The organism is Paenibacillus sp. LT-B23 (genome assembly GCF_059417685.1).
On sequence record NZ_JBSQBM010000001.1, the window covers coordinates 24533 to 43940 of the forward strand.

17 protein-coding genes and 1 riboswitch are annotated in these 19408 nt (G+C 49.3%); all 17 genes read left to right on the forward strand.

From position 1 onward, the window contains the following. Positions 1-84: 84 nt before the first annotated feature. The 17 genes from lysA (at position 85) to ACWXW9_RS00220 (ending at position 19380) form a co-directional block, all read left to right on the forward strand. Positions 85-1452 carry a diaminopimelate decarboxylase gene (lysA, locus tag ACWXW9_RS00140; RefSeq protein WP_494927768.1) on the forward strand — a complete coding sequence of 456 codons (1368 nt, stop codon included), beginning with the start codon at positions 85-87 and terminating at the stop codon, positions 1450-1452. A 161-nt stretch (positions 1453-1613) separates the two neighbouring features. Beyond that, the gene (locus ACWXW9_RS00145) at positions 1614-2048 is read left to right on the forward strand and encodes a peptidylprolyl isomerase (protein WP_014282150.1); all 435 of its coding nucleotides are present in this window, start codon (positions 1614-1616) and stop codon (positions 2046-2048) included. 250 nt (positions 2049-2298) lie between these two features. Continuing rightward, positions 2299-3312 (forward strand): 2-oxoacid:acceptor oxidoreductase family protein, encoded by a 1014-nt coding sequence (locus ACWXW9_RS00150; RefSeq protein WP_494927769.1) that lies wholly within the window; start codon positions 2299-2301, stop codon positions 3310-3312. Next, positions 3312-5600: a thiamine pyrophosphate-dependent enzyme gene (locus tag ACWXW9_RS00155; RefSeq protein ID WP_494927770.1), complete on the forward strand. Its 2289-nt coding sequence runs from the start codon at positions 3312-3314 to the stop codon at positions 5598-5600. The genes ACWXW9_RS00150 and ACWXW9_RS00155 overlap by 1 nt, the downstream gene beginning before the upstream one ends. 220 nt (positions 5601-5820) lie before the next feature. Then, positions 5821-6288, forward strand: a complete 468-nt coding sequence (locus tag ACWXW9_RS00160; protein WP_134913797.1) for an IDEAL domain-containing protein — start codon at positions 5821-5823, stop codon at positions 6286-6288. A 67-nt stretch (positions 6289-6355) separates the two neighbouring features. Beyond that, a riboswitch (FMN riboswitch) is annotated at positions 6356-6529 on the forward strand. A gap of 334 nt (positions 6530-6863) precedes the next feature. Beyond that, positions 6864-7529 (forward strand): riboflavin synthase, encoded by a 666-nt coding sequence (gene ribE / locus ACWXW9_RS00165; RefSeq protein ID WP_494927771.1) that lies wholly within the window; start codon positions 6864-6866, stop codon positions 7527-7529. Positions 7530-7557: 28 nt separating this feature from the next. Next, positions 7558-8250, forward strand: coding sequence for a 3,4-dihydroxy-2-butanone-4-phosphate synthase (ribB, locus tag ACWXW9_RS00170; RefSeq protein ID WP_494927772.1), 693 nt, complete (start codon positions 7558-7560; stop codon positions 8248-8250). 45 nt (positions 8251-8295) lie between these two features. Continuing rightward, positions 8296-8760, forward strand: a complete 465-nt coding sequence (gene ribH / locus ACWXW9_RS00175) for a 6,7-dimethyl-8-ribityllumazine synthase (RefSeq protein WP_044646811.1) — start codon at positions 8296-8298, stop codon at positions 8758-8760. 173 nt (positions 8761-8933) lie between these two features. Next, on the forward strand, positions 8934-9728 hold the full coding sequence (locus tag ACWXW9_RS00180) for a segregation and condensation protein A (RefSeq protein ID WP_025685827.1): 795 nt from the start codon (positions 8934-8936) through the stop codon (positions 9726-9728). Then, complete coding sequence (scpB, locus tag ACWXW9_RS00185; RefSeq protein WP_025685826.1) at positions 9697-10299, forward strand: SMC-Scp complex subunit ScpB; 603 nt, start codon at positions 9697-9699, stop codon at positions 10297-10299. The genes ACWXW9_RS00180 and scpB overlap by 32 nt, the downstream gene beginning before the upstream one ends. Before the next feature lie 186 nt (positions 10300-10485). After that, positions 10486-11199 carry a DUF2953 domain-containing protein gene (locus ACWXW9_RS00190; RefSeq protein WP_431088218.1) on the forward strand — a complete coding sequence of 238 codons (714 nt, stop codon included), beginning with the start codon at positions 10486-10488 and terminating at the stop codon, positions 11197-11199. Positions 11200-11363: 164 nt separating this feature from the next. Further along, positions 11364-13418 carry a hydantoinase/oxoprolinase family protein gene (locus tag ACWXW9_RS00195; RefSeq protein ID WP_494927773.1) on the forward strand — a complete coding sequence of 685 codons (2055 nt, stop codon included), beginning with the start codon at positions 11364-11366 and terminating at the stop codon, positions 13416-13418. Further along, positions 13415-15382 carry a hydantoinase B/oxoprolinase family protein gene (locus ACWXW9_RS00200; RefSeq protein ID WP_494927774.1) on the forward strand — a complete coding sequence of 656 codons (1968 nt, stop codon included), beginning with the start codon at positions 13415-13417 and terminating at the stop codon, positions 15380-15382. Before ACWXW9_RS00195 ends, ACWXW9_RS00200 begins: the two co-directional genes overlap by 4 nt. 36 nt (positions 15383-15418) lie before the next feature. Then, positions 15419-16537, forward strand: a complete 1119-nt coding sequence (locus tag ACWXW9_RS00205) for an ABC transporter substrate-binding protein (protein WP_494927775.1) — start codon at positions 15419-15421, stop codon at positions 16535-16537. Beyond that, positions 16534-17640 carry an ABC transporter ATP-binding protein gene (locus tag ACWXW9_RS00210; protein WP_494927776.1) on the forward strand — a complete coding sequence of 369 codons (1107 nt, stop codon included), beginning with the start codon at positions 16534-16536 and terminating at the stop codon, positions 17638-17640. The genes ACWXW9_RS00205 and ACWXW9_RS00210 overlap by 4 nt, the downstream gene beginning before the upstream one ends. 2 nt (positions 17641-17642) lie before the next feature. Further along, positions 17643-18521, forward strand: coding sequence for an ABC transporter permease (locus ACWXW9_RS00215; RefSeq protein WP_494927777.1), 879 nt, complete (start codon positions 17643-17645; stop codon positions 18519-18521). Positions 18522-18558: 37 nt separating this feature from the next. Then, a complete protein-coding gene (locus ACWXW9_RS00220) occupies positions 18559-19380 on the forward strand; it encodes an ABC transporter permease (RefSeq protein ID WP_494928145.1) in 822 nt (273 codons plus the stop codon). Positions 19381-19408: the final 28 nt, after the last annotated feature.

The following is a 19408-nucleotide window of genomic DNA, read 5'->3' on the forward strand; positions in this document are numbered from 1 at the left end:
TCTTCTTAATGCTTTTTTTGCTATACTGGTGTTAACATTCGATGGAATATGACTTGCTTGTTCCAGAAAGAGAGGCGCCAGAACATGTATTTGCATGGAAGCAGTAAAATTAACAGCACTGGACATTTGGAGATTGGCGGATGCGACACGACCCTTCTGAAGGAACGTTTTGGAACACCGCTATATATTGTAGATGAACAGTTAGTACGTCAGCGTTGCCGGGAGTTTATAGAAGCTTTTCATGAAACCGGGTTGAAGTTTCAAGTCGCTTATGCAAGCAAAGCATTTTGCGTGATGGCGATGTGTGCTTTGGCTGCAGAAGAAGGGATGTCGCTCGACGTCGTTTCCAGTGGAGAGCTGTTCACCGCGCTGCAAGCTGGATTTCCGGCAGAGCGAATCCATTTTCACGGCAACAACAAAACACCGGAAGAAATTGAAATGGCGTTAGATGCGCAAATTGGTTGCTTCGTGGTCGACAGCGAGATGGAACTGCATTTGCTTCAGGCCCTTGCCTCCGAGCGGAAACAGCAGGTAAATATTTTATTGCGGGTTACACCGGGGGTTGAAGCACATACGCACGAATATATGGCCACAGGCCAAGAGGATTCAAAATTCGGTTTTGACATTGCGAACGGTACAGCAAGCCATGCGGTGGAGCAGGCTATCAGGCTAGATCATCTGAACCTGCTGGGGGTACATTCCCATATCGGATCGCAAATTTTTGAAGTGAACGGCTTCCAAATGGCTGCCGAACGGGTTGCCGCTTTTTCCAGAGAAATCAAGGAACAGCTTCAGTTTTCTTTCAAGGTTATTAATCTGGGTGGGGGATTTGGCATTCGTTACACAGAAGAGGACACACCACTGAAAATTTCCACCTATGTACAGGCTATCGGCGAAGCGGTAAAAACCCATTTTTCCGGGCTGTATGACGAGCTTCCTGAAATCTGGATTGAACCGGGACGGAGCATTGTAGGCGACTCCGGCACCACCTTGTATACCGTGGGCAGCGTCAAGGATATCCCACAGGTGCGCAAGTATGTCTCGGTTGACGGCGGAATGACGGATAATCCACGTCCAGCGCTATATCAGGCGAAGTATGAAGCCATGCTGGCTAACCGGGCGCACGATGCGAACGAGGAGACGGTATCCATTGCGGGCAAATGCTGTGAAAGTGGCGATATGCTCATTTGGGATGTGGAGCTGCCGCGTCCGACCAGCGGGGATTTGCTCGCTGTTGCTTCAACCGGAGCTTACAATTATTCCATGGCGAGTAATTATAACCGGATACGTCGACCAGCGGTTGTATTTGTAAACAATGGTGAGGCCGAACTGGTGGTACGCCGGGAAAGCTATGAGGATATCGTTCGGAATGATGTCGTGCCACAGCGTCTGGTTCGAGACCAAACCGGTTCATCGGTTCATCCCAACGCCAAGATTACGGTTTCTTCCTGATTTTGAATACGTGTGACGAAACTGGCCATTCATCCGGAGTGATATACCGGGGACAATGGTCTCTTTTTTTGGACAAGGCTTTGCTAAGCGCGGCAATTCATAGTAAACTGGAGCTTGATGCTATTTAGCTTTCAAAACAGGTTGAAAAGGAGCTACAAACAATGAAAAAAGGTAGAATAGATCTTGAAAACGGCGGTATCGTCGAAATTGATTTTTTTCCAGAAGAAGCGCCAAACACGGTTGCTAACTTTGAAAAGCTGGCAAACAGCGGTTACTACAACGGCTTGAGCTTTCACCGTGTAATTCCAGGCTTTGTTGCCCAAGGTGGTTGTCCTAATGGAACAGGCACAGGTGGCCCTGGCTACACGATCGACTGCGAAACAGCTACGAACACAACGAAGCATGCCAAAGGCGTTCTGTCCATGGCGCATGCAGGCCGTAACACAGGCGGAAGCCAATTCTTCATCTGCTACGCTCCACAGCCGCATTTGGATGGAGTACATACTGTATTTGGTCAAGTGACCAAAGGTATGGAATTCATTGATGCTGTAAAACAAGGCGACAAAATGAAAGAGGTTAAAGTATTTGACGCGTAATATACCGTTAAATGCATAATCTTTTTGTATAACGTTACACTTAAGCCGTTCTGTCTTTGGACAGGGCGGCTTTTTGTTGTCTTTTGTTTGACGTTTTGCTGATTTTCGCATTCACGCAGGTATTAAAGTGAACAAAATCACATTCGAAAAGTAAGTGTTGTGATAGCCTTTTCATTAGAATGCATTTTCCATTTTTTATATGAGTTGTTCAAGCTCAGCTCAGGGTTGCAAAAGAAGGGGGCTTATCACATTGTCTATTTTAACGCGCACAAATCGACTCGGATTTTTTGAAATCCGGCTGGAATCCATTGGTGGACTCGGCGCTAATCTGGCTGGTAAAATGCTGGCCGAAACGGGCGTGCTTGGTCTGGGGCTAAATGCCTCGAATTTTTCGTCCTATGGTTCGGAAAAGAAGGGAACCCCGGTCAAAAGCTTTGTACGCTTCTGTGATCCCGGGGTCGATATCCGCGATCACAGTCCGATCGAGCAACCGCATGTGGTAGGCATTTTTCATGAAACATTGTACAAAACGGTAAATGTCATCAGCGGACTTCCGGCGGATGGGATCGTTGTGGTCAATTCCACGCGTCCAGCAGAGGAAATACGGGCTGATTTGGGACTGGTATCCGGTACGCTGGCGGTGGTGGATGCGATGGGCATCGCCCTGGAGGAGCGGACCAAGCTGAATACGTCCATGCTGGGTGCGCTATTCCGCGTCTGTGATTTTTTAGATCCGGAGGCGATGAGATCGGTTATTCGCAGTACTTTTGAAAAGAAAAATCCACAGTTGGTGGAGCCTAATTTGCGTACGTTTAACCGTGGTTTTGAAGAAATGGAACTGCACGTATATCCGGTTACTGATGACGCGCAGGATCGGGTTTTTGAACGTCCGCAGCCTTTACTGGGGTACGAAACGCAGCCATCGGGGGGCGTTATTGCGACTCAGGGGAACAGCATGACGAGAGATGTTAGTGGTTCACGTCAGGGTTATGTGCCTGAATATGAAGCTGACAAATGTACCCATTGTGCCAAGTGTGATTCGATTTGCCCCGATTATTGTTTCGTATGGGAAGAGCAAGCAGACAAACGCGGAAGAATGCTGCCATTTTTGCAAGGGATTGATTACCAGTATTGCAAAGGTTGTCTGAAATGCGTAGATATTTGCCCATCGGGGGCATTAAGCTCACGCCGTGAGCAATGGGGATGGGCAGAGCAGCATCGGGTTGCCCATCAATTTCCGGTATATGAAGGAGGTGGCGTGTAATGGCCAAACTGGAGGAGGAACTCAAGCAGACAGGCGCCGCACAGGTGACGACGTTCGAATCCGGCAATGAAATGGCGGCTACGGCGGCTGCGCAGATCAATTATCATATGATGGGATATTTTCCGATCACACCATCGACTGAGGTGGCGCAGTATCTGGATCAAATGAGAACGAGAGGTCAACATGACATTAAGCTGGTCGCAGCAGACGGTGAGCATGGATCGGCAGGGATATGTTATGGCGCTGCGGCAGCGGGAGCGAGGGTTGTGAACGCAACAAGTTCGCAAGGCTTCCTGTATATGCTTGAGCAGTTGCCTGTGCAGTCCGGCACTCGTTTTCCTATGGTTATGAATCTGGTGACCCGGGCTATCAGTGGCCCACTGGATATCCGTGGGGATCATTCGGACTTGTACTATGGTTTGAATACGGGCTGGGTGATTTTGACCGCAAGCACGCCGCAGGCTGTGTATGATATGAATATCATGGCCCTGAAAATTGCAGAGCACAGCGATGTTCGGTTGCCTGTGATGGTCGCGTATGACGGTTTTTACACGTCCCATCAAAAGCGTAAAGTGCAATATTTTGCCGATGCCGAAACCGTACGCAATTTTGTGGGTCCTAACCCGAATCTAAATTATCCGAATATTTCGGATTTCGACCATCCGGTCACGGTGGGTGCGCATATGAACGGGGATGATCTGACGAATAATCATGCTCAGTTATCCAAGGCATTAAAGCTGTCGGAAGGAGTATATGAGCAGGTTGCCGCAGAATATGCCGCATTATCCGGGCGGGAATATCCGATTTTGGATCTCTATCATATGGAGGATGCCGAGGTTGCGGTATTCTTGCTGAATTCGGCAGCTGAATCGGCCAAAGATGTAGCTGATCAGCTCCGCGCGCGCGGCATTAAGGCCGGTGTAATTCGTCCGAATATCATTCGGCCGTTTCCTGCCGAGCAGCTTCGCGAGGCATTGCGCCATGTCAAGGCGCTGCTGGTGGGTGAACGTGCGGATTCGTACGGCGCCGATGGCGGTAATTTGACGCACGAAATCAAGGCGGCCTTGCAGGAGGACCCGCTGAACCGGACACTCGTATTGTGTCGCATTTTTGGCTTGGGCGGCAAGGATTTTTATGCGGAAGACGCTGAGGCATTCTTCCAGCTTGCTATTGAGACGGCGGAAACCGGGCGGATTGAGGAGCCTTTTGATTATTACGGGCTTAATCCGGGCTCCCCGGACAAGGTCATGCGGCAGGTTATGCAGCCGCCACGGGGCGATGCGTATCGTACGGGTCTCATTCAGGTTACACCGGATGAGGTGACCGGGAAGCTCAAGGTCAAGGTACCGCCGCTGCGTTCGCTGACGACCAAACCACGCCGTCTTACGCCGGGTCATGGGGCGTGTCCAGGCTGTGGAGCGCTGTCTGCGCTGGAGCTGTTTTTCAAAGGCATCGAGGGAGATATCGTCGTGCTGTTCCAGACCGGTTGTGTATACGTGGTGACAACAGGTTATCCGTATACGTCACACAAGCAGCCGATGATTCATAATCTTTTTCAAAATGGGGCTGCTACGCTCTCTGGAGCGCTGGAGGCTTACATGGAGATGAAGCGCCGCAATGAAATTAAGATGGCGGATGATCCGACCTTTATCATGATCAGTGGGGACGGCGGGATGGATATTGGTATGGGTTCTGCAATTGGTGCGGCTCTTCGTAATCATAAGCTGATCATGCTGGAATATGATAACGAGGGGTACATGAATACAGGATCGCAGCAATCGTACTCGACTCCGGTCGGCCATATGACGAGCACGTCAGGTGTAGGGAAGATGCAAAAAGGCAAGCAGGGCCATCACAAGGATACGGTGCAAATTATGGCTGCCTGCAATATTCCATATGCCTTCACGGCAGCCGAAAGCCATCCGCAGGATATGCTGCGTAAAGCGGCCAAAGCACAATGGTATGCAAATAACGTGGGGACGGCCTATGGTAAAATCCTGTGCGCCTGTCCACTGAACTGGAAATCCGAGGATAGACTGGGTACCAGCATTGTGGGGGCTGCTGTGGAGTCTTGCTTCTTCCCGCTGTACGAGATTGAGCAAGGCAGTACGACGATTACGTACAATCCGGAGGACAAGGGAAAACGGATTCCAGCCGCAGAATGGCTCAAATTAATGGGCAAAACAAAACATCTTCTTAAGGAGGAAGCCACGCTGGCTACCTTTGAGCAGGAGATTGAACGCCGATGGAATATTCTGAAAAAGAAACATGAAATTTCGGAGCTATAATCCAGTTTTTTGCATAATACACTTTGAACATTGTTATAAGATGTTGCGGTACCGGTTCGATCAAGATTCTTTGCGCTTGTTGCGCGAAGAATCTTTTTTGTCGTTTATGGGATGAAGCATAAAAAATCAGGTAATGATTTCCGATATAGGAGTGGAGGCCTACGTGAAACATGTTGAATTAGTGCTTTCTCTGAATTTTAAGACGCAATGAGGTGCAGGTATGATTAAGCTGAATACAGTTGAGATAATCGAAATTATAAAGAAGCAAATACCCAAGGTCATGAATATCACGCCAGTGGAATTGAAATTTACGGATGACTTTGGACGGACTTCGCTGGCAGCGACGGATCACAAATTTACGTTGACGAACCAGCACTATTCAGCCAAGGTGATGGATTGTGTGCTGGAAACGCAGGTGCGTCCCATTTTAATGTGCGAGATTATTTATTTTCTGAAATGCGAGTTTATCGACGGGCATGTTGATGTACGGCTGGATTACGATATATGCACGGAGGGTGGCCGCGGACCAACCGCTTCAGCGGTCATTACGTTCGATCATGCTACGCAGCTCGGGATCGAAGAACTGGCCGATCTGATTGATCTGGCGCTTCACATGAATGATAGGGCCTGGTTTGAAGAGCTTTCCAGCCAATATGTCAAAACAAAAGCAGAAGCGTCTATCAGATAACTTGCTTTTTTTAGAAGTCGGTGCTAATATACGTAACAAGTTTAATGCTAATTCAATTGAATAAAGCAAGATCCTTCGGGGCGGGGCGCAATTCCCCACCGGCGGTGATGACGTGTCTGTAAATCGCTTCTGCGATGAACAGCGCGGCTTAGTCCGTGACCCGGATGCTGAGCGATCAGCAGAAGGTGGACCTGGTGCAATTCCGGGACCGACAGTATAGTCTGGATGGGAGAAGGATACGAAGCGCATGGGCATGACATGACATGTGCCGATTTTTAGCATACGTAATGGTACGTACGGCTTATTTCGTTGCAGGTAGCAAATGGAAGATTGCTTGTTCTACAAGCTTTCATTTTCGCATGCGCTCTGAGCGTATTTAGTTGTATGGTCAGTTATGCTTTCTATTGGCAAACTTATCATTCATGTGGTCTTAGGATGTATATGGACTGCGCTTGTATACTGCAAATTCGACTCTCATCACCCCCATGACGGATATTATCCGGACTGGGGGTTTTTTGCGCTTACGCCTGATGAATCAGGGATAAACTGAACTTTAGATGGGAAGGAGTGAAGACATGTTTACCGGATTGGTCGAGGAAGTAGGACGCATTCAGCAGATTTCCAGAAGTGGAGAAGCGATGGTGCTGGGCATTGCGGGTTCTGTGGTATTGGGCGATTTGAAAATAGGAGACAGTGTTTCCGTGAATGGTGTTTGTCTGACCGCAACACAGGTGGGTACTAAGGATTTTAAGGTTGATGTGATGCCTGAAACCTACCGCAGCAGCAATCTGAAAGAGTTGAAATCCGGTAGCCGGGTCAATCTGGAACGGGCTATGGCGGCGAACGGCAGGTTCGGAGGGCATATCGTGCAAGGACATGTGGATGGAACGGGCACGATTCGTCGGGTGACATCAGACCAGAATGCGGTTGTGTACGAAGTTGCACCTACAGATCAGGCAATATTCAAATATATTCTTCTCAAAGGCTCGATTACACTCGACGGTATCAGCTTGACGGTTGCCCAGCGCACAGGAGATACCTTTGCCGTATCTATCATCCCCCATACCTTATCTGAGACGGCCTTGCAGGCCAAACGTGAGGGAGACACCGTCAATATTGAATGCGACATTTTAGGTAAATATGTGGAGCAGCTTTTGAATTACGGAAGATCAGCGGCGACGCAGGGAACGGAGAAAGCTTCTATGAGTCTGGATTATTTGGCGAAACACGGCTTTGCCTGATACTACAAGAAATAAGGAGGAAAGCGTAATGGGAAGCGGGAGCAGAGAGAGCCATTCAAATATAGCGGCTGATATCGTGGAGTATGGTGTGTTGGAACAGGAAGTGGAAATTCGTCTGGATTCCATTGAGGAAGCGTTGGAGGATCTAAAGAACGGTAAAGTCGTGATCGTGGTGGATGATGAGAAACGGGAAAACGAAGGCGATTTTGTCGCTCTGGCTGAAAAAGCGTCCCCCGAGGTCATTAATTTCATGATTACCGAAGGCCGCGGGTTGGTCTGTGTGCCGATTACAGGGCAAAGAGCCGAGGCACTGGAATTGCAGCCGATGGTGGAGCAAAATACAGATTTCCACGGCACAGCCTTTACCGTGTCGGTGGATCATAGAGAGACGACAACGGGGATATCAGCAGCCGAGCGATCATTGACCGTGCGTGCGCTGACCGACGAGACTGCCACAGGAAGCGATTTCCGCAAGCCAGGTCACATGTTTCCGCTGATCGCCCGCGACGGGGGTGTTTTGCAGCGTGCGGGTCATACCGAGGCGGCTGTTGATCTGGCCCGGCTCTGCGGCTCCAAACCCGCCGGGGTCATTTGCGAAATTATAAAGGAAGATGGGTCCATGGCTCGGGTGCCTGATTTGGCAGTGATCGCCAAGCGTCATCATTTGAAGCTGATCAGTATTCAGGATTTGATTGATTATCGTCGTCGTTTGTCAATGTAAGTACAGTTTTGTAACTCATTATTTTAAAAAGAGAGGTTGATTTATATGGCACGTTTTCTGGAAGGTAATCTCGTATCGGATGGTTTGAAGTATGGTATTGTGGTGGGCAGATTTAATGAGTTTATTACAAGTAAGCTGTTAAGCGGTGCAATCGATGCGCTTCAACGGCATGGAGCGCAGGAAGATGAGATTGATGTAGCCTGGGTGCCAGGTGCTTTTGAAATTTCACTGATTGCTCAAAAAATGGCTGCAAGCGGTAAATACGATGCCGTTATTACGCTGGGTACGGTGATCCGTGGTTCTACCTCGCATTATGATATCGTCTGCAATGAAGTGGCCAAGGGTGTGGCGGCAAGCAGTCTGAAAACAGGTGTGCCTGTTATTTTCGGTGTAGTGACGACGGAAAACATTGAGCAGGCTATTGAGCGTGCAGGTACGAAGGCTGGTAATAAAGGCTGGGATTCCGCACTGGCTGCGATTGAGATGGCGAATCTGGGCAAGCAGTTTTAATTTTGCGAATACCTGAATAGAACGACATAACTATAGCCGGAAAAAGGGATTGGATTGTTAAGCAAGGCGATGACGTATATACTACAGAAAGAGGGATTGATAAAGTCGAGCATAAGTGCTAACGGGGAAAGGTATTGTTGAATGATGATTGGAGTAAGGCAGGGGGAAGCACATTGACAGTCGTAAATTACAAGCTGGAAACATTCGAGGGTCCGCTGGACCTGCTGTTGCATCTGATTGATAAGGCCGAGATCGATATTCAGGATATCCCGATTAGTGATATTACCGATCAGTATATGGCTTTTTTGCACAGTATGCAGGAGCTGGAGCTGGACATTACGAGCGAGTTTCTGGTGATGGCGGCGACGCTCTTATCCATTAAGAGTAAATTGCTGCTTCCCAAGCCACCTGTAATGGAATATGATGATTTGGATTTTTATGAAGAAGAGGATTATGATCCACGGGATGAACTGGTTCGCAAGCTGGTGGAGTATCGTAAATATAAAGGGATTGCCCGCCATCTGAGTGAGCGTGAATGGGAACGAAGTCTGATCTATGGCAAGGAGCCGGAGGATTTGAGCGCATACCTGCCCACCGAACCCGCCAATCCGGTGCATGGGCTGCATGCAAGCGATTTGGTCGCGGCTTTTCAGCGTGCGCTGCGCAAAGCAGAACGACGTACGACGGTAACCCGTATTCACCGGGATGAGATTTCGGTCAAGGACCGTATTCGGCAGGTCATCGGGGCGTTGGAGATGGTAGGAACGGGGGGACGGCTTCTGTTCTCCAAGCTGATGCATGAGGATATGTATCGGCATGAAGTGGTAGTTACCTTTTTGGCTATCCTCGAACTGATGAAGATGAAGCAGATTTTCTGCTATCAGGAGAAGCTTTTCGATGATATTGTAATGGAGTGGAGAGGGGATTTACGGGTTAATGGATTATCTGAAGCTGAAATCAATTATTGAGGGACTGCTGTTTCTCGCGGGAGAGGAAGGGTTGTCCGCCAAGCAGATCGCCGACATTGTAGAGCAGCAGCAAGAGCTGGTTGAAAAGGGTCTGGAGGATATGAAGCAGGACATGGAGCAGGGAGGAAGAGGTCTGCAAATTGTCCGTATCGCCGGGCACTATCAGCTTGCAACCTTATCCGAACATGCACCTTATTTTGAAAAGCTCGCCTACTCTCCGGCACGTGCCTCGTTGTCGCAAGCGGCCTTGGAGACACTTGCCATTGTGGCCTACCGCCAGCCCATTACAAGAGTTGAAATCGAAGATATTCGCGGTGTCAAATCTGAGCGGGCCATACATACTCTGGTCAACAAGGAGCTTATTGAGGAAAAAGGTCGGGCTGAGGCTATCGGACGGCCGATTTTGTACGGTACGACGAAGTCATTTCTTGATTATTTTGGTCTGGGATCTTTGGCGGATTTGCCGCAGCCTGAGCTGTTTGAGGACTCGGATAATTTGGAGGAAGAGACACAATTGTTGTTCGAACGTTTGGAGAGTAATCACCCGGATATGAACGATACGGAATCTTGATGCCTGACAGGAGCCTGTTTTACAGGTTTCTCTTCATTGTTAAAGGTTTCGAAATTTAGAAAACAGCCAGTCCTTGCTAATGGGGCTGGCTGTTTAGCGTTTCAGGATGCATGTTTTCCGGGTGAAGGGTCATACTATTTTTGCCATGGTATATCTATGTAGAAAAAAGGAAGGGAGGATTCGCCAGTGTGGAAATGGATCGGTATCGCCATCATCGTCGTCTTGTTACTTGTGCTGGCTGTTCTGCTCTCCCGTATCCGATTGAAGCTGGATATTGCCAAGCATGATAATGATGACCGGGCGCATCTGGAGATCAGATTTCTGTACGGGTGGATTAAAATAAACTATGACATTCCGGCTATTCTGCTGGCAAGTTTGCAGAAAGGGCTACTCTATCGACTCGATCGCAACAAAAACATACATAAAACCGATGCTTCTATTGACAGCGGCACCATCGATAAAGAGAAAATCAAGCGATTTATACATGATATTCGGATTCTGCTGAAAGGAACACGCTCCTTTCACCGATGGATACGTCATACGCTATCCCATGTGAAAATGTCGAAAATGGAATGGTCCACCAATATCAGTCTTGCTGACGCTGCTTATACGGCTACCTCTACCGGTATTCTCTGGGGACTGAAAACGTCACTGATCGGTTTTGCCTCCAGCTTTGTGCGCATGAACTGCACGCCCAAGCTGTTTGTTGTGCCCTATTGGGTAGATCGCCTGCGTTTTACTACCACTTTGACATGTGAGGCAAGTATTTCACTAGGTTATGTCGTTTATTCGATGCTCATGTTGGCTTACCGCATATGGCGCGTACCGGGCGGTCCAGAGGCGTGGAAGCGCGTATTCTCCAAGAAACCTGAGAATCGTCAGGTCAGCAGTGAAGAGTAAAGAGCGATGGAATCCATCCTTCTCTGAACTTAGGGTAGCACAAAAAAACTCTTGATAATATTGTCGAATTTTATCGAAATATCTTGATTTATTTATATAATGTCGATAGAATTAGTCGTAATTATAGCAGAGAGATCGTGCGTAACAAGAGGAGGCAGTAAAGGTTGGGCGATTCATGGAGATTAGGGATTGATATTGGGGGAACATTTACGGATTTAACCATATTGGACAATCAGAACGGCAAGCTATGGGGAGTGAAAACTCCAACCGTTCCGTTGGACCCTGCACAGGGGATTGCAAATGGATTAGCCTTGTTGAAAGAGCGTGGCATCAAGCCGGAGGACATACATTACTTCGTGCACGGCACTACAATAGGTCTAAATACGTTACTACAGCGTCGCGGTGAGGCGATTGCACTCATTGTAACCGAGGGATTCCGGGATTTGCTGGCTCTCCAGCGTTTACGGCTGCCGATACCATATGATTTTCGTTCCAGACTGCCTGAGCCGCTTGTGCCGAGAGAACGGGTCTTTACGGTAAAAGAGCGCATGCTGCATGACGGTACGGTACATACCTCATTAGATTCTGATAGTCTGGATCAAGCGATTCGCGGGGCGCTGGATTCCGGGGTGAGCGGGGTAGTGGTTTGCTTCCTGCATAGCTATAAAAACCCGCAGCATGAGCAATTGGCTGTTCAGCGGATACGTGAGATCGCTCCTCAGTTGGGTGTGAATGCGTCTTCCGCCTTGTGGCCTCAGATGAGGGAATACGAGCGGGCGGCTATGACGTCCGTTAACTTGTATATTCAGCCAAACGTCCAGCGTTACTTTGAAACGCTTCGTGAACGTTTGAATGAAGAAGGAGTCCAGACGCAGCCTTTTATTACGCAATCGAATGGCGGTATTATGGATATTGGCACAGCTGCACAGGCGCCAGTACGAACTTTATTTTCCGGACCCGCCGCAGGGGTAATCGGTGCAGTACAAGCCGCAAAATCTGCAGATATTGCCAATGTCATCACTTTTGATATGGGGGGCACGAGCGCTGATATATCCATTATTGAAGGCGGTAAGCCTACATTCACACAAACCAATCAGTTGGCAGGGATGCCGATTATGCTACCTTCCGTTTCGATGTATTCGGTAGGGGCAGGCGGCGGTTCCTTTGCCTGGATTGACAATGGAGGGCTGCTTAAGGTAGGACCTGAGTCAGTCGGTTCGTCTCCGGGGCCTGCCTGTTACGGCACGGGGGAAAGAGCTGCTTTGACGGATGCGTTTCTTTTGTGCGGATATTTGAATCCGGATAGGTTCGCCGCAGGGCATGTACAGCTTTTCCCTGAACGTTCTGCGCAAGCAATTCGTCCCATTGCCGAGCACTTGGGAACAGATGAACGAATGGCCGCCGACCGAATGATTCAGGTAGCTGTGGCGAATATGTATGCAGAGCTAAGCGCGGTGATGGAGCAGCACGGCTTTGATCCACGGGAATTCAGTCTGCTTGCCTTTGGCGGCGGCGGACCGGTAACGGCTAATTTTTTGGCAGAGGAAATTCAGGCACAGAGTGTTCTGGTTCCACCGAATCCCGGTACGCTGTGTGCGCTAGGAGCACTGTCGGCTGATTTTGCCTATGATGCAGTATTATCTTTACAGCAGCGGTTTGATGAGTATCCTTCCGATTCGCTCGCGCGTGAATTTGATGTTTTGGCAGAACAGGCGCGGCAGTGGCTTGATCAGCAACAGGTGGAGGGGCTGGAAGGGATCGCACTTCATTACTCGATGGATGCACGTTACAGCGGACAAGCCTTTGAAATTGAGCTTCCGCTGGATCGCTCCATGCTGGAAGACGGAAACGGTGAGCGGATTGTCACCGCTTTTCACGAACTGCATCATCGTCAATACGGGCACAGTGATCCTTCTGCCGTATTAGAGCTGATTAACCTGCGGGTACGGTTGGCAGGCCATACGATTAAACCTCAGATTGCCTCCATTCCAGAGGCGACGGATCAAATTCAGCCTTCGGGAACACGACGTATTGTCTATGGTGGAACGGAGTATACCGCTGATGTATACGCTCGTACCGAGCTGCGTGCAGGCCATCGGTTCGAAGGACCAGCTATTGTCGAACAGGATGACACAACCGTTCTTGTGCTAAACGGCTGGTATGGCGTGACGGATCCGTCCGGCAACCTGATTTTGAAACGAAAAGAGGTACGCGGATGAAGACAGATCCGGCAACACTGGAAATCATGCGAAGTTATTATAATGCGATTGCGGCGGGAATGGGCCACATTATTGAACGGACATCGTTCACGACATTTGTGAAGGAGTCAGCGGATTTTGCCACTGCCTTAGCGACGCCTTCGGGAGAGTTTTTTGTTTATCCAAAAACGGTTGGTGTAACTATATTTTTGGGTTTAAGCTTACAGCGTGCAGCAGACGCGTGTGAGCCGCTGGAACCGGGCGATATTATCATTACCAATGAGCCGTATTCCACTGACGGATTGGCGACACATTTGCCAGATGTTCATGTATTCAAACCTATTTTTGTTGACGGTGAGCTGATATCCTACGCCTGGGCATTTGTTCATTGCAGTGATGTAGGCGGTCTGGTACCCTCCAGTATTTCACCTGAGGCCACGGATATTCACCAGGAAGGCTTACGTATACCTCCGGTGAAGCTTTATAAGCGTGGTCAAGCCAATGCGGACGTCCATTTGTTTCTGAATGCGAACAGCCGGGCGCCACAGCTCAATCTGGGTGATTTTAATGCGATGGTGGCTGCTGTCAATACAGCCGAACAGCGGATGCATACGCTGGTGAACAAGTTTGGTGTTCAAGCCGTGAAGGACAGTATGCAGGACCTAATGGATCAGGGGGAGCTTCGTGCCCGCAAGGTCATCGAACAAATTCCCGACGGCACTTACAGCTTTGCTGATTATCTGGACGATGATATGATTTCGGATACCCCTGTGCGTCTGGCCGTGTCGGTTGTAGTCAAGGATGGAAGCATTACGCTTGATTTTTCCAACTGTGATCCACAGGTGAGAACGGCATTTAATCTCGTGACGAACGGGAAAAAGCATTCATTTCTGTTCCAGGGATTAATCAACTATATTATTAGTTCTGATCCGTTCATTCCGGTTAACGGAGGTATTACACGACCCATTTCGGTCATTGCACCGGCGGGTACGCTGGTTAATCCGGTATATCCGGCTGCGGTGGGCGTGAGGCATACGATTACGATGCGGTTGTATAACGCTGTGCTTGGGGCGCTTGCAAAAGCTATTCCAAATGAAATCCCGGCGGCGGGTGCCGGGCAATCTGCGATTGTGGTGTTGTCCACCCCTGACGTTTTGAGTGGTTCGCGTAATATGGCTGTAGTTCAGCCGATGGGCGGTGGAGGCGGAGGTCACAGTGATATGGAAGGAGCGGACGGAATCGATCATGCTTCCGGTTTTCTCCGAAATACCCCGATTGAAAGTCTGGAGCAGCACATTGAAGTGCTGGTTCATCGCTATGAATTGTTGGAAAACACGGCAGGTGCCGGACTGCATCGCGGGGGTCACGCCATCCGGCTTGATTTTGAGATTCGGGAGGAAGGTTCGATAGTAACGGCTAGAGGCATGGAACGTCTCCGCTTTCATCCTTGGGGACTGGCAGGCGGACAAGCCGGTTCCTTGGGACAGGTCACATTGAACCCCGGCCGTGCGAATGAACGAAAACTACCCAAAATTAGTGTACTTCATCCGGAGCCAGGCGATGTGGTCAGCATTCAGTCTCCAGGTGGGGGCGGCTGGGGCAGTCCGTTCAAGCGCGATCCCCAAGATGTATTGGAGGAAGTGCGCGCTGGTCTACTCGGGGTGCAGCAGGCAGAGAACTTATACGACGTTGCCGTTCAAATACAAGATGGTGCGTGGGTAGTGGATGAAGCATTGACGCGCCAGTACCGGGCTGGCAAGACTGCGGAAGTCGCGGACTTGTGGGATTTCGGGAGCGCAAGAGAAGCCTATGAAGCTGTCTGGACATCCGAAGCAAGCGACCGCCTAGCGCAGTTGCTCCAACAACTTCCGCCGACTCAACGTGCTATTCGCAAGCAGTTGGTTCATGAACGTGCTGAACAGATTTATCCGCAGCAGAAGCTGTCCGCCGAGTCGATTGAGCAATTGTGGCAGGATTTAGTGTAGAAGGTATTTTATTATTCATAAAAGGTGGTTATGTCCATGAAAAACAAGAGAAAATTTACATTTGCTTCCCTATTCCTTAGCTTGGCGGTCCTCATTTCTGCTTGCGGCAATCAACAGAGCGGAGCGGAAACCGATAATCAAGCCAGCGGCGAGCTGCCGAAAACAAACAAAGTGGTCATTGGTGTGTCCGGTGGAGATTGGGAAAAAAATATCCGTAAAGCAGCATTGGATCAATTTCAAAAGGATACCGGGATTGAAGTGGAGGTTGTCACGGGTACGGATGCCGAATGGTATCCAAAGCTGAAAGCGGGCAATGGTAAAAATGCAGCTTATGACGTGCTTGTTCTACAACCGGACACCATTCAACGGGCAGCAGATTCCAATTTGTTGCAGCCTTTGGACACTAAAAATGTTCCTAATCTGGCTGATTTATACCCTTCTGTTGAGGAACGGTTCACGAAAGACGGCAATGTATACGCGGCAGGCTTTAGTATGGGGCAATTAGGACTTATTTATCGTAAAGATTTAGTTAAAACCCCGCCGACCAGTTGGCTGGATTTGTGGAACCCTGAATATAAAGGCCATGTTGCAATATCCTCGCCGACTTATTCTGCTGGTTTGCAGTTCTTCTCCGGTCTTGTTAATGCCTTGGGTGGCAAGGAGAGCAACCCTGCTGACGTCGATAAAACCTTTGCCAAACTTGCAGAGCTAAAACAGAATGCTACGGCGTTCCCGGATAACTCCGGTTCCATTCAAACCTTGCTGGAGCGTGGGGATGCGTGGGTTGTACCGTTTTGGGACGGTCGCGCGTTTGCTATGCAAAAAGCTGGCTTGAATGTTGGCTTCACGTATCCGAAGGATGGACCGGTTGCTGCTGTGGCGAGCTGGGTTATTCCGAAAGGAAGCCAGAACCTGGAAAATGCCTATAAGCTGGTTGACTATTTGTCCAGTCCTGATGCACAGAAATCATTCTCTGATCTGTCTCTGTACGGTATGACCAATAAAAATGTAAAGTATAGTGATGACTTGAAAAACAAAGTACAAGTCGGCGAAGAAGCCTACAAAAAGCTGAAATGGGTTGATTATACGACAGCTACCCCTAACTTGGCAGATTGGACCAATCGCTGGACACAGGCATTGGGGGGCAGCAAGTGAGTGGGATTCACATTGATGATGTGAGCCGCCAATTTGGAGATTTCATGGCTCTGGAAGAGGTCCAGCTACAGGTTCGGGAAGGGGAGTTCTTCTCCCTTCTCGGACCTAGCGGTTGTGGTAAAACGACGTTGCTGAATATGATTGCGGGTTTTCTGGACCCCTCCACGGGACGAATTCTTATTGGTGAACAGGATGTGACTGGACTGCCTCCTTATCGACGAGGTTTGGGTGTCGTATTTCAGGATTATGCGTTGTTTCCCCATCTTTCGGTGTTTGATAACGTGGCCTACGGCCTGCAAGTACGCAAGCTGCCTAAAAAAGAAATAAAGCGCCGTGTCGACGAGACACTGGCACTTGTCCAGCTCTCATCCATGGCAGACCGCAGACCTCATCAGTTAAGCGGAGGACAGCGGCAACGGGTGGCGATTGCGAGAGCCTTGGCTATTGAACCCTCTGTATTGCTGCTGGATGAGCCGTTAAGCAATCTGGACGCAAAGCTGCGCAAGGATATGCAGACAGAGCTGCGGACGATTCAACGCCGGACCGGAATCACTACTATCTTGGTCACTCATGATCAGGAAGAGGCGCTCAGCTTGTCCGACCGTATCGGTATTTTGGGGCATGGACGTCTTCAACAGGTTGGTTCTCCACTGGAAATATATCGACAGCCAGCTAATCGGTTTGTAGCAGATTTTATCGGACAGGTGAATCTGTTTCATACCCGTTCAATGGGGGGTGCAGCTTCGGGAGGCAATATACGCCTTCAGGTCGAACATTATGAGCTGGCCAACGGTTCTCCGTTAATTCTGGAAACGGCTGTGCCGGATTCTGTGGAGGCAGCTACGTATATGCTGCGTCCAGAGAGAATACGGATTTCCTTCATATCCGGAAGTGAAGGTCAGCCCAATCGTACACCAGGAATCATTCAGCATGTCAGCTATGCGGGAGATCAGGTAAGGTTAAAAGTAGCCCTTCCCGGTAAAGGGGAGCTGCTAGTCGTTGCTCCTGATCCTGTATTCCCGACTCTTCCGGTACAGGGAGACCCGTGTGAATTATACTGGGCTGCTGAGGATGTCATTCCTCTTCCGACGGAAGGAGGGTAACCATGGCACGTACAACTGCTGTTCGACGTACGAACTCATTTTATTGGCTTTTGCTTACCCCGGCGCTGCTCTTTCTGACAGCTTTTCTGGTTGCGCCGTTCATTATGCTGATTGTACTCAGTTTTCGGGAAGTAGATAGTTTATTAAATGTGCTTCCTACGTATACGTTGAATCAGTATATCCAGGTGTTTACGACAGGCGCATATATGACAACCATCCGGTCGACATTGGGTGTTGCGTTGCTGACGACAGTCATTTGTATTGTCCTGGCTTATCCGGCGGCATATCTGCTGGTACGAACCGAGAAACCGGGCATGCGCACATTCTTTTATATTCTGCTGATTTCGCCCTTGTTGACCAGTGTGGTTATTCGTACGTTCGCATGGATTGTCATTCTGGCTCAAAATGGTCTGCTGAATGCAGTGCTGCTCAAGCTGCACCTGATTGATCAGCCGTTATCACTTTTATGGAGTATGAAGGCTGTTATTATCGCTTATGTGCAGGTTATGCTGCCATTCGCGGTACTGCCTATTGCAACGTCCATGGGAGATATTCAGCCCAAGCTGCGGCAGGCATCCATGAGTCTGGGAGCTGGGCGGATTCGAACCTTTTTCCGGGTGACGCTTCCGCTTACGTTGCCGGGAATGTTGTCTGGTGCGGCTATTGTTTTCTCGCTTGCAGCGGGTAGTTATATCACGCCATTGCTCGTTGGCGGTCGTCTACAGCCCCTGCTGCCGCTGGCGATTTATCAGCAGGCCGTGCAGGTATTCAATATGCCATTCGCTGCCGCCCTGTCTGTAACGCTGTTGCTGCTGGTCGGTATTGTGGTTGCTCTGATCGGCTGGATATCGAAGAGATGGGAGGCCAGGCTGCATGACTGATTCTTCAAGCAAGGCCTCAGCTCCTGTCGTCAACAACATGAACAAGGCCGATCGACCGTCGCAGCGAAAACGCAAAATATCGGTGCTGACAACTCTAATTTGGGCGGCTGGTATTCTGGTGTATCTGTTTCTGATTTCACCCATTCTGGTTATTTTCCTGTCTGCCTTTAGTCCGACGGAGTATCCGCAATTTCCGCCGACCTCTTTTTCAGTAAGATGGTTTCACTCATTGTTTACAAACAGCGACTGGGCATCAGCATTACAGGTGAGCAGTTTGCTGCTTCTTATCGTCACACCGTTAACCGTCATTTTGGGAACGGCTGCTGCTTATGCTCTGGGTCGATTAAAGTTTCGAGGTCGGGAAGCCATTCAGTCTCTTATGCTGTCACCGCTTATGATTCCGCAGGTTGTGCTGGGGATTGCGTTGCTGTATGAGTTTACATCCCTGGGGCTTATTAACTCTTTAACCGGGCTGGTCATTGGGCATATGGTTGTTGCCTTTCCATACGTAGTCCGCACGGTGAGTGTCAGTGTATCCGGGCTTGATCCCAAACTGGAATCGGCTTCGATGAGCTTGGGAGCGGGAAGACTGAAAACTTTTGTAAGAATCACGATTCCGCTGATCAAGCCGGGGATTATCGCAGGTACGGTGTTCTCCATCGTGGAGTCTTTTGGGGAAGTGTCGATCAGTTTATTTGTATCCTCACCTGGAAATATAACCGTGCCTGTGCGGATTTTTAACTATATTGATCAGACATTTGATCCATCCGTCAACGCCATCTCCGTTTTGTTCATAGGAGTTGCCGTGCTGGCTATTATTATTATGGAGAAGACAGTCGGATTAACGAAAGTGATGTAAGCATGAAGAAAAGGAGGGCAGGCGAAGG

Excerpts from the sequence above, each read along its gene's own strand:
- ACWXW9_RS00160 (WP_134913797.1), top strand. The coding sequence starts at position 5,821 with ATGATTAAGCTGAATACAGTTGAGATAATCGAAATTATAAAGAAGCAA.
- ACWXW9_RS00200 (WP_494927774.1), top strand. The coding sequence starts at position 13,415 with ATGAAGACAGATCCGGCAACACTGGAAATCATGCGAAGTTATTATAAT.
- lysA (WP_494927768.1), top strand. The coding sequence starts at position 85 with ATGTATTTGCATGGAAGCAGTAAAATTAACAGCACTGGACATTTGGAG.
- ACWXW9_RS00145 (WP_014282150.1), top strand. The coding sequence starts at position 1,614 with ATGAAAAAAGGTAGAATAGATCTTGAAAACGGCGGTATCGTCGAAATT.
- ACWXW9_RS00215 (WP_494927777.1), top strand. The coding sequence starts at position 17,643 with ATGGCACGTACAACTGCTGTTCGACGTACGAACTCATTTTATTGGCTT.
- ACWXW9_RS00155 (WP_494927770.1), top strand. The coding sequence starts at position 3,312 with ATGGCCAAACTGGAGGAGGAACTCAAGCAGACAGGCGCCGCACAGGTG.
- ribB (WP_494927772.1), top strand. The coding sequence starts at position 7,558 with ATGGGAAGCGGGAGCAGAGAGAGCCATTCAAATATAGCGGCTGATATC.
- ACWXW9_RS00220 (WP_494928145.1), top strand. The coding sequence starts at position 18,559 with ATGAACAAGGCCGATCGACCGTCGCAGCGAAAACGCAAAATATCGGTG.
- scpB (WP_025685826.1), top strand. The coding sequence starts at position 9,697 with ATGGATTATCTGAAGCTGAAATCAATTATTGAGGGACTGCTGTTTCTC.
- ribE (WP_494927771.1), top strand. The coding sequence starts at position 6,864 with ATGTTTACCGGATTGGTCGAGGAAGTAGGACGCATTCAGCAGATTTCC.
- ribH (WP_044646811.1), top strand. The coding sequence starts at position 8,296 with ATGGCACGTTTTCTGGAAGGTAATCTCGTATCGGATGGTTTGAAGTAT.
- ACWXW9_RS00205 (WP_494927775.1), top strand. The coding sequence starts at position 15,419 with ATGAAAAACAAGAGAAAATTTACATTTGCTTCCCTATTCCTTAGCTTG.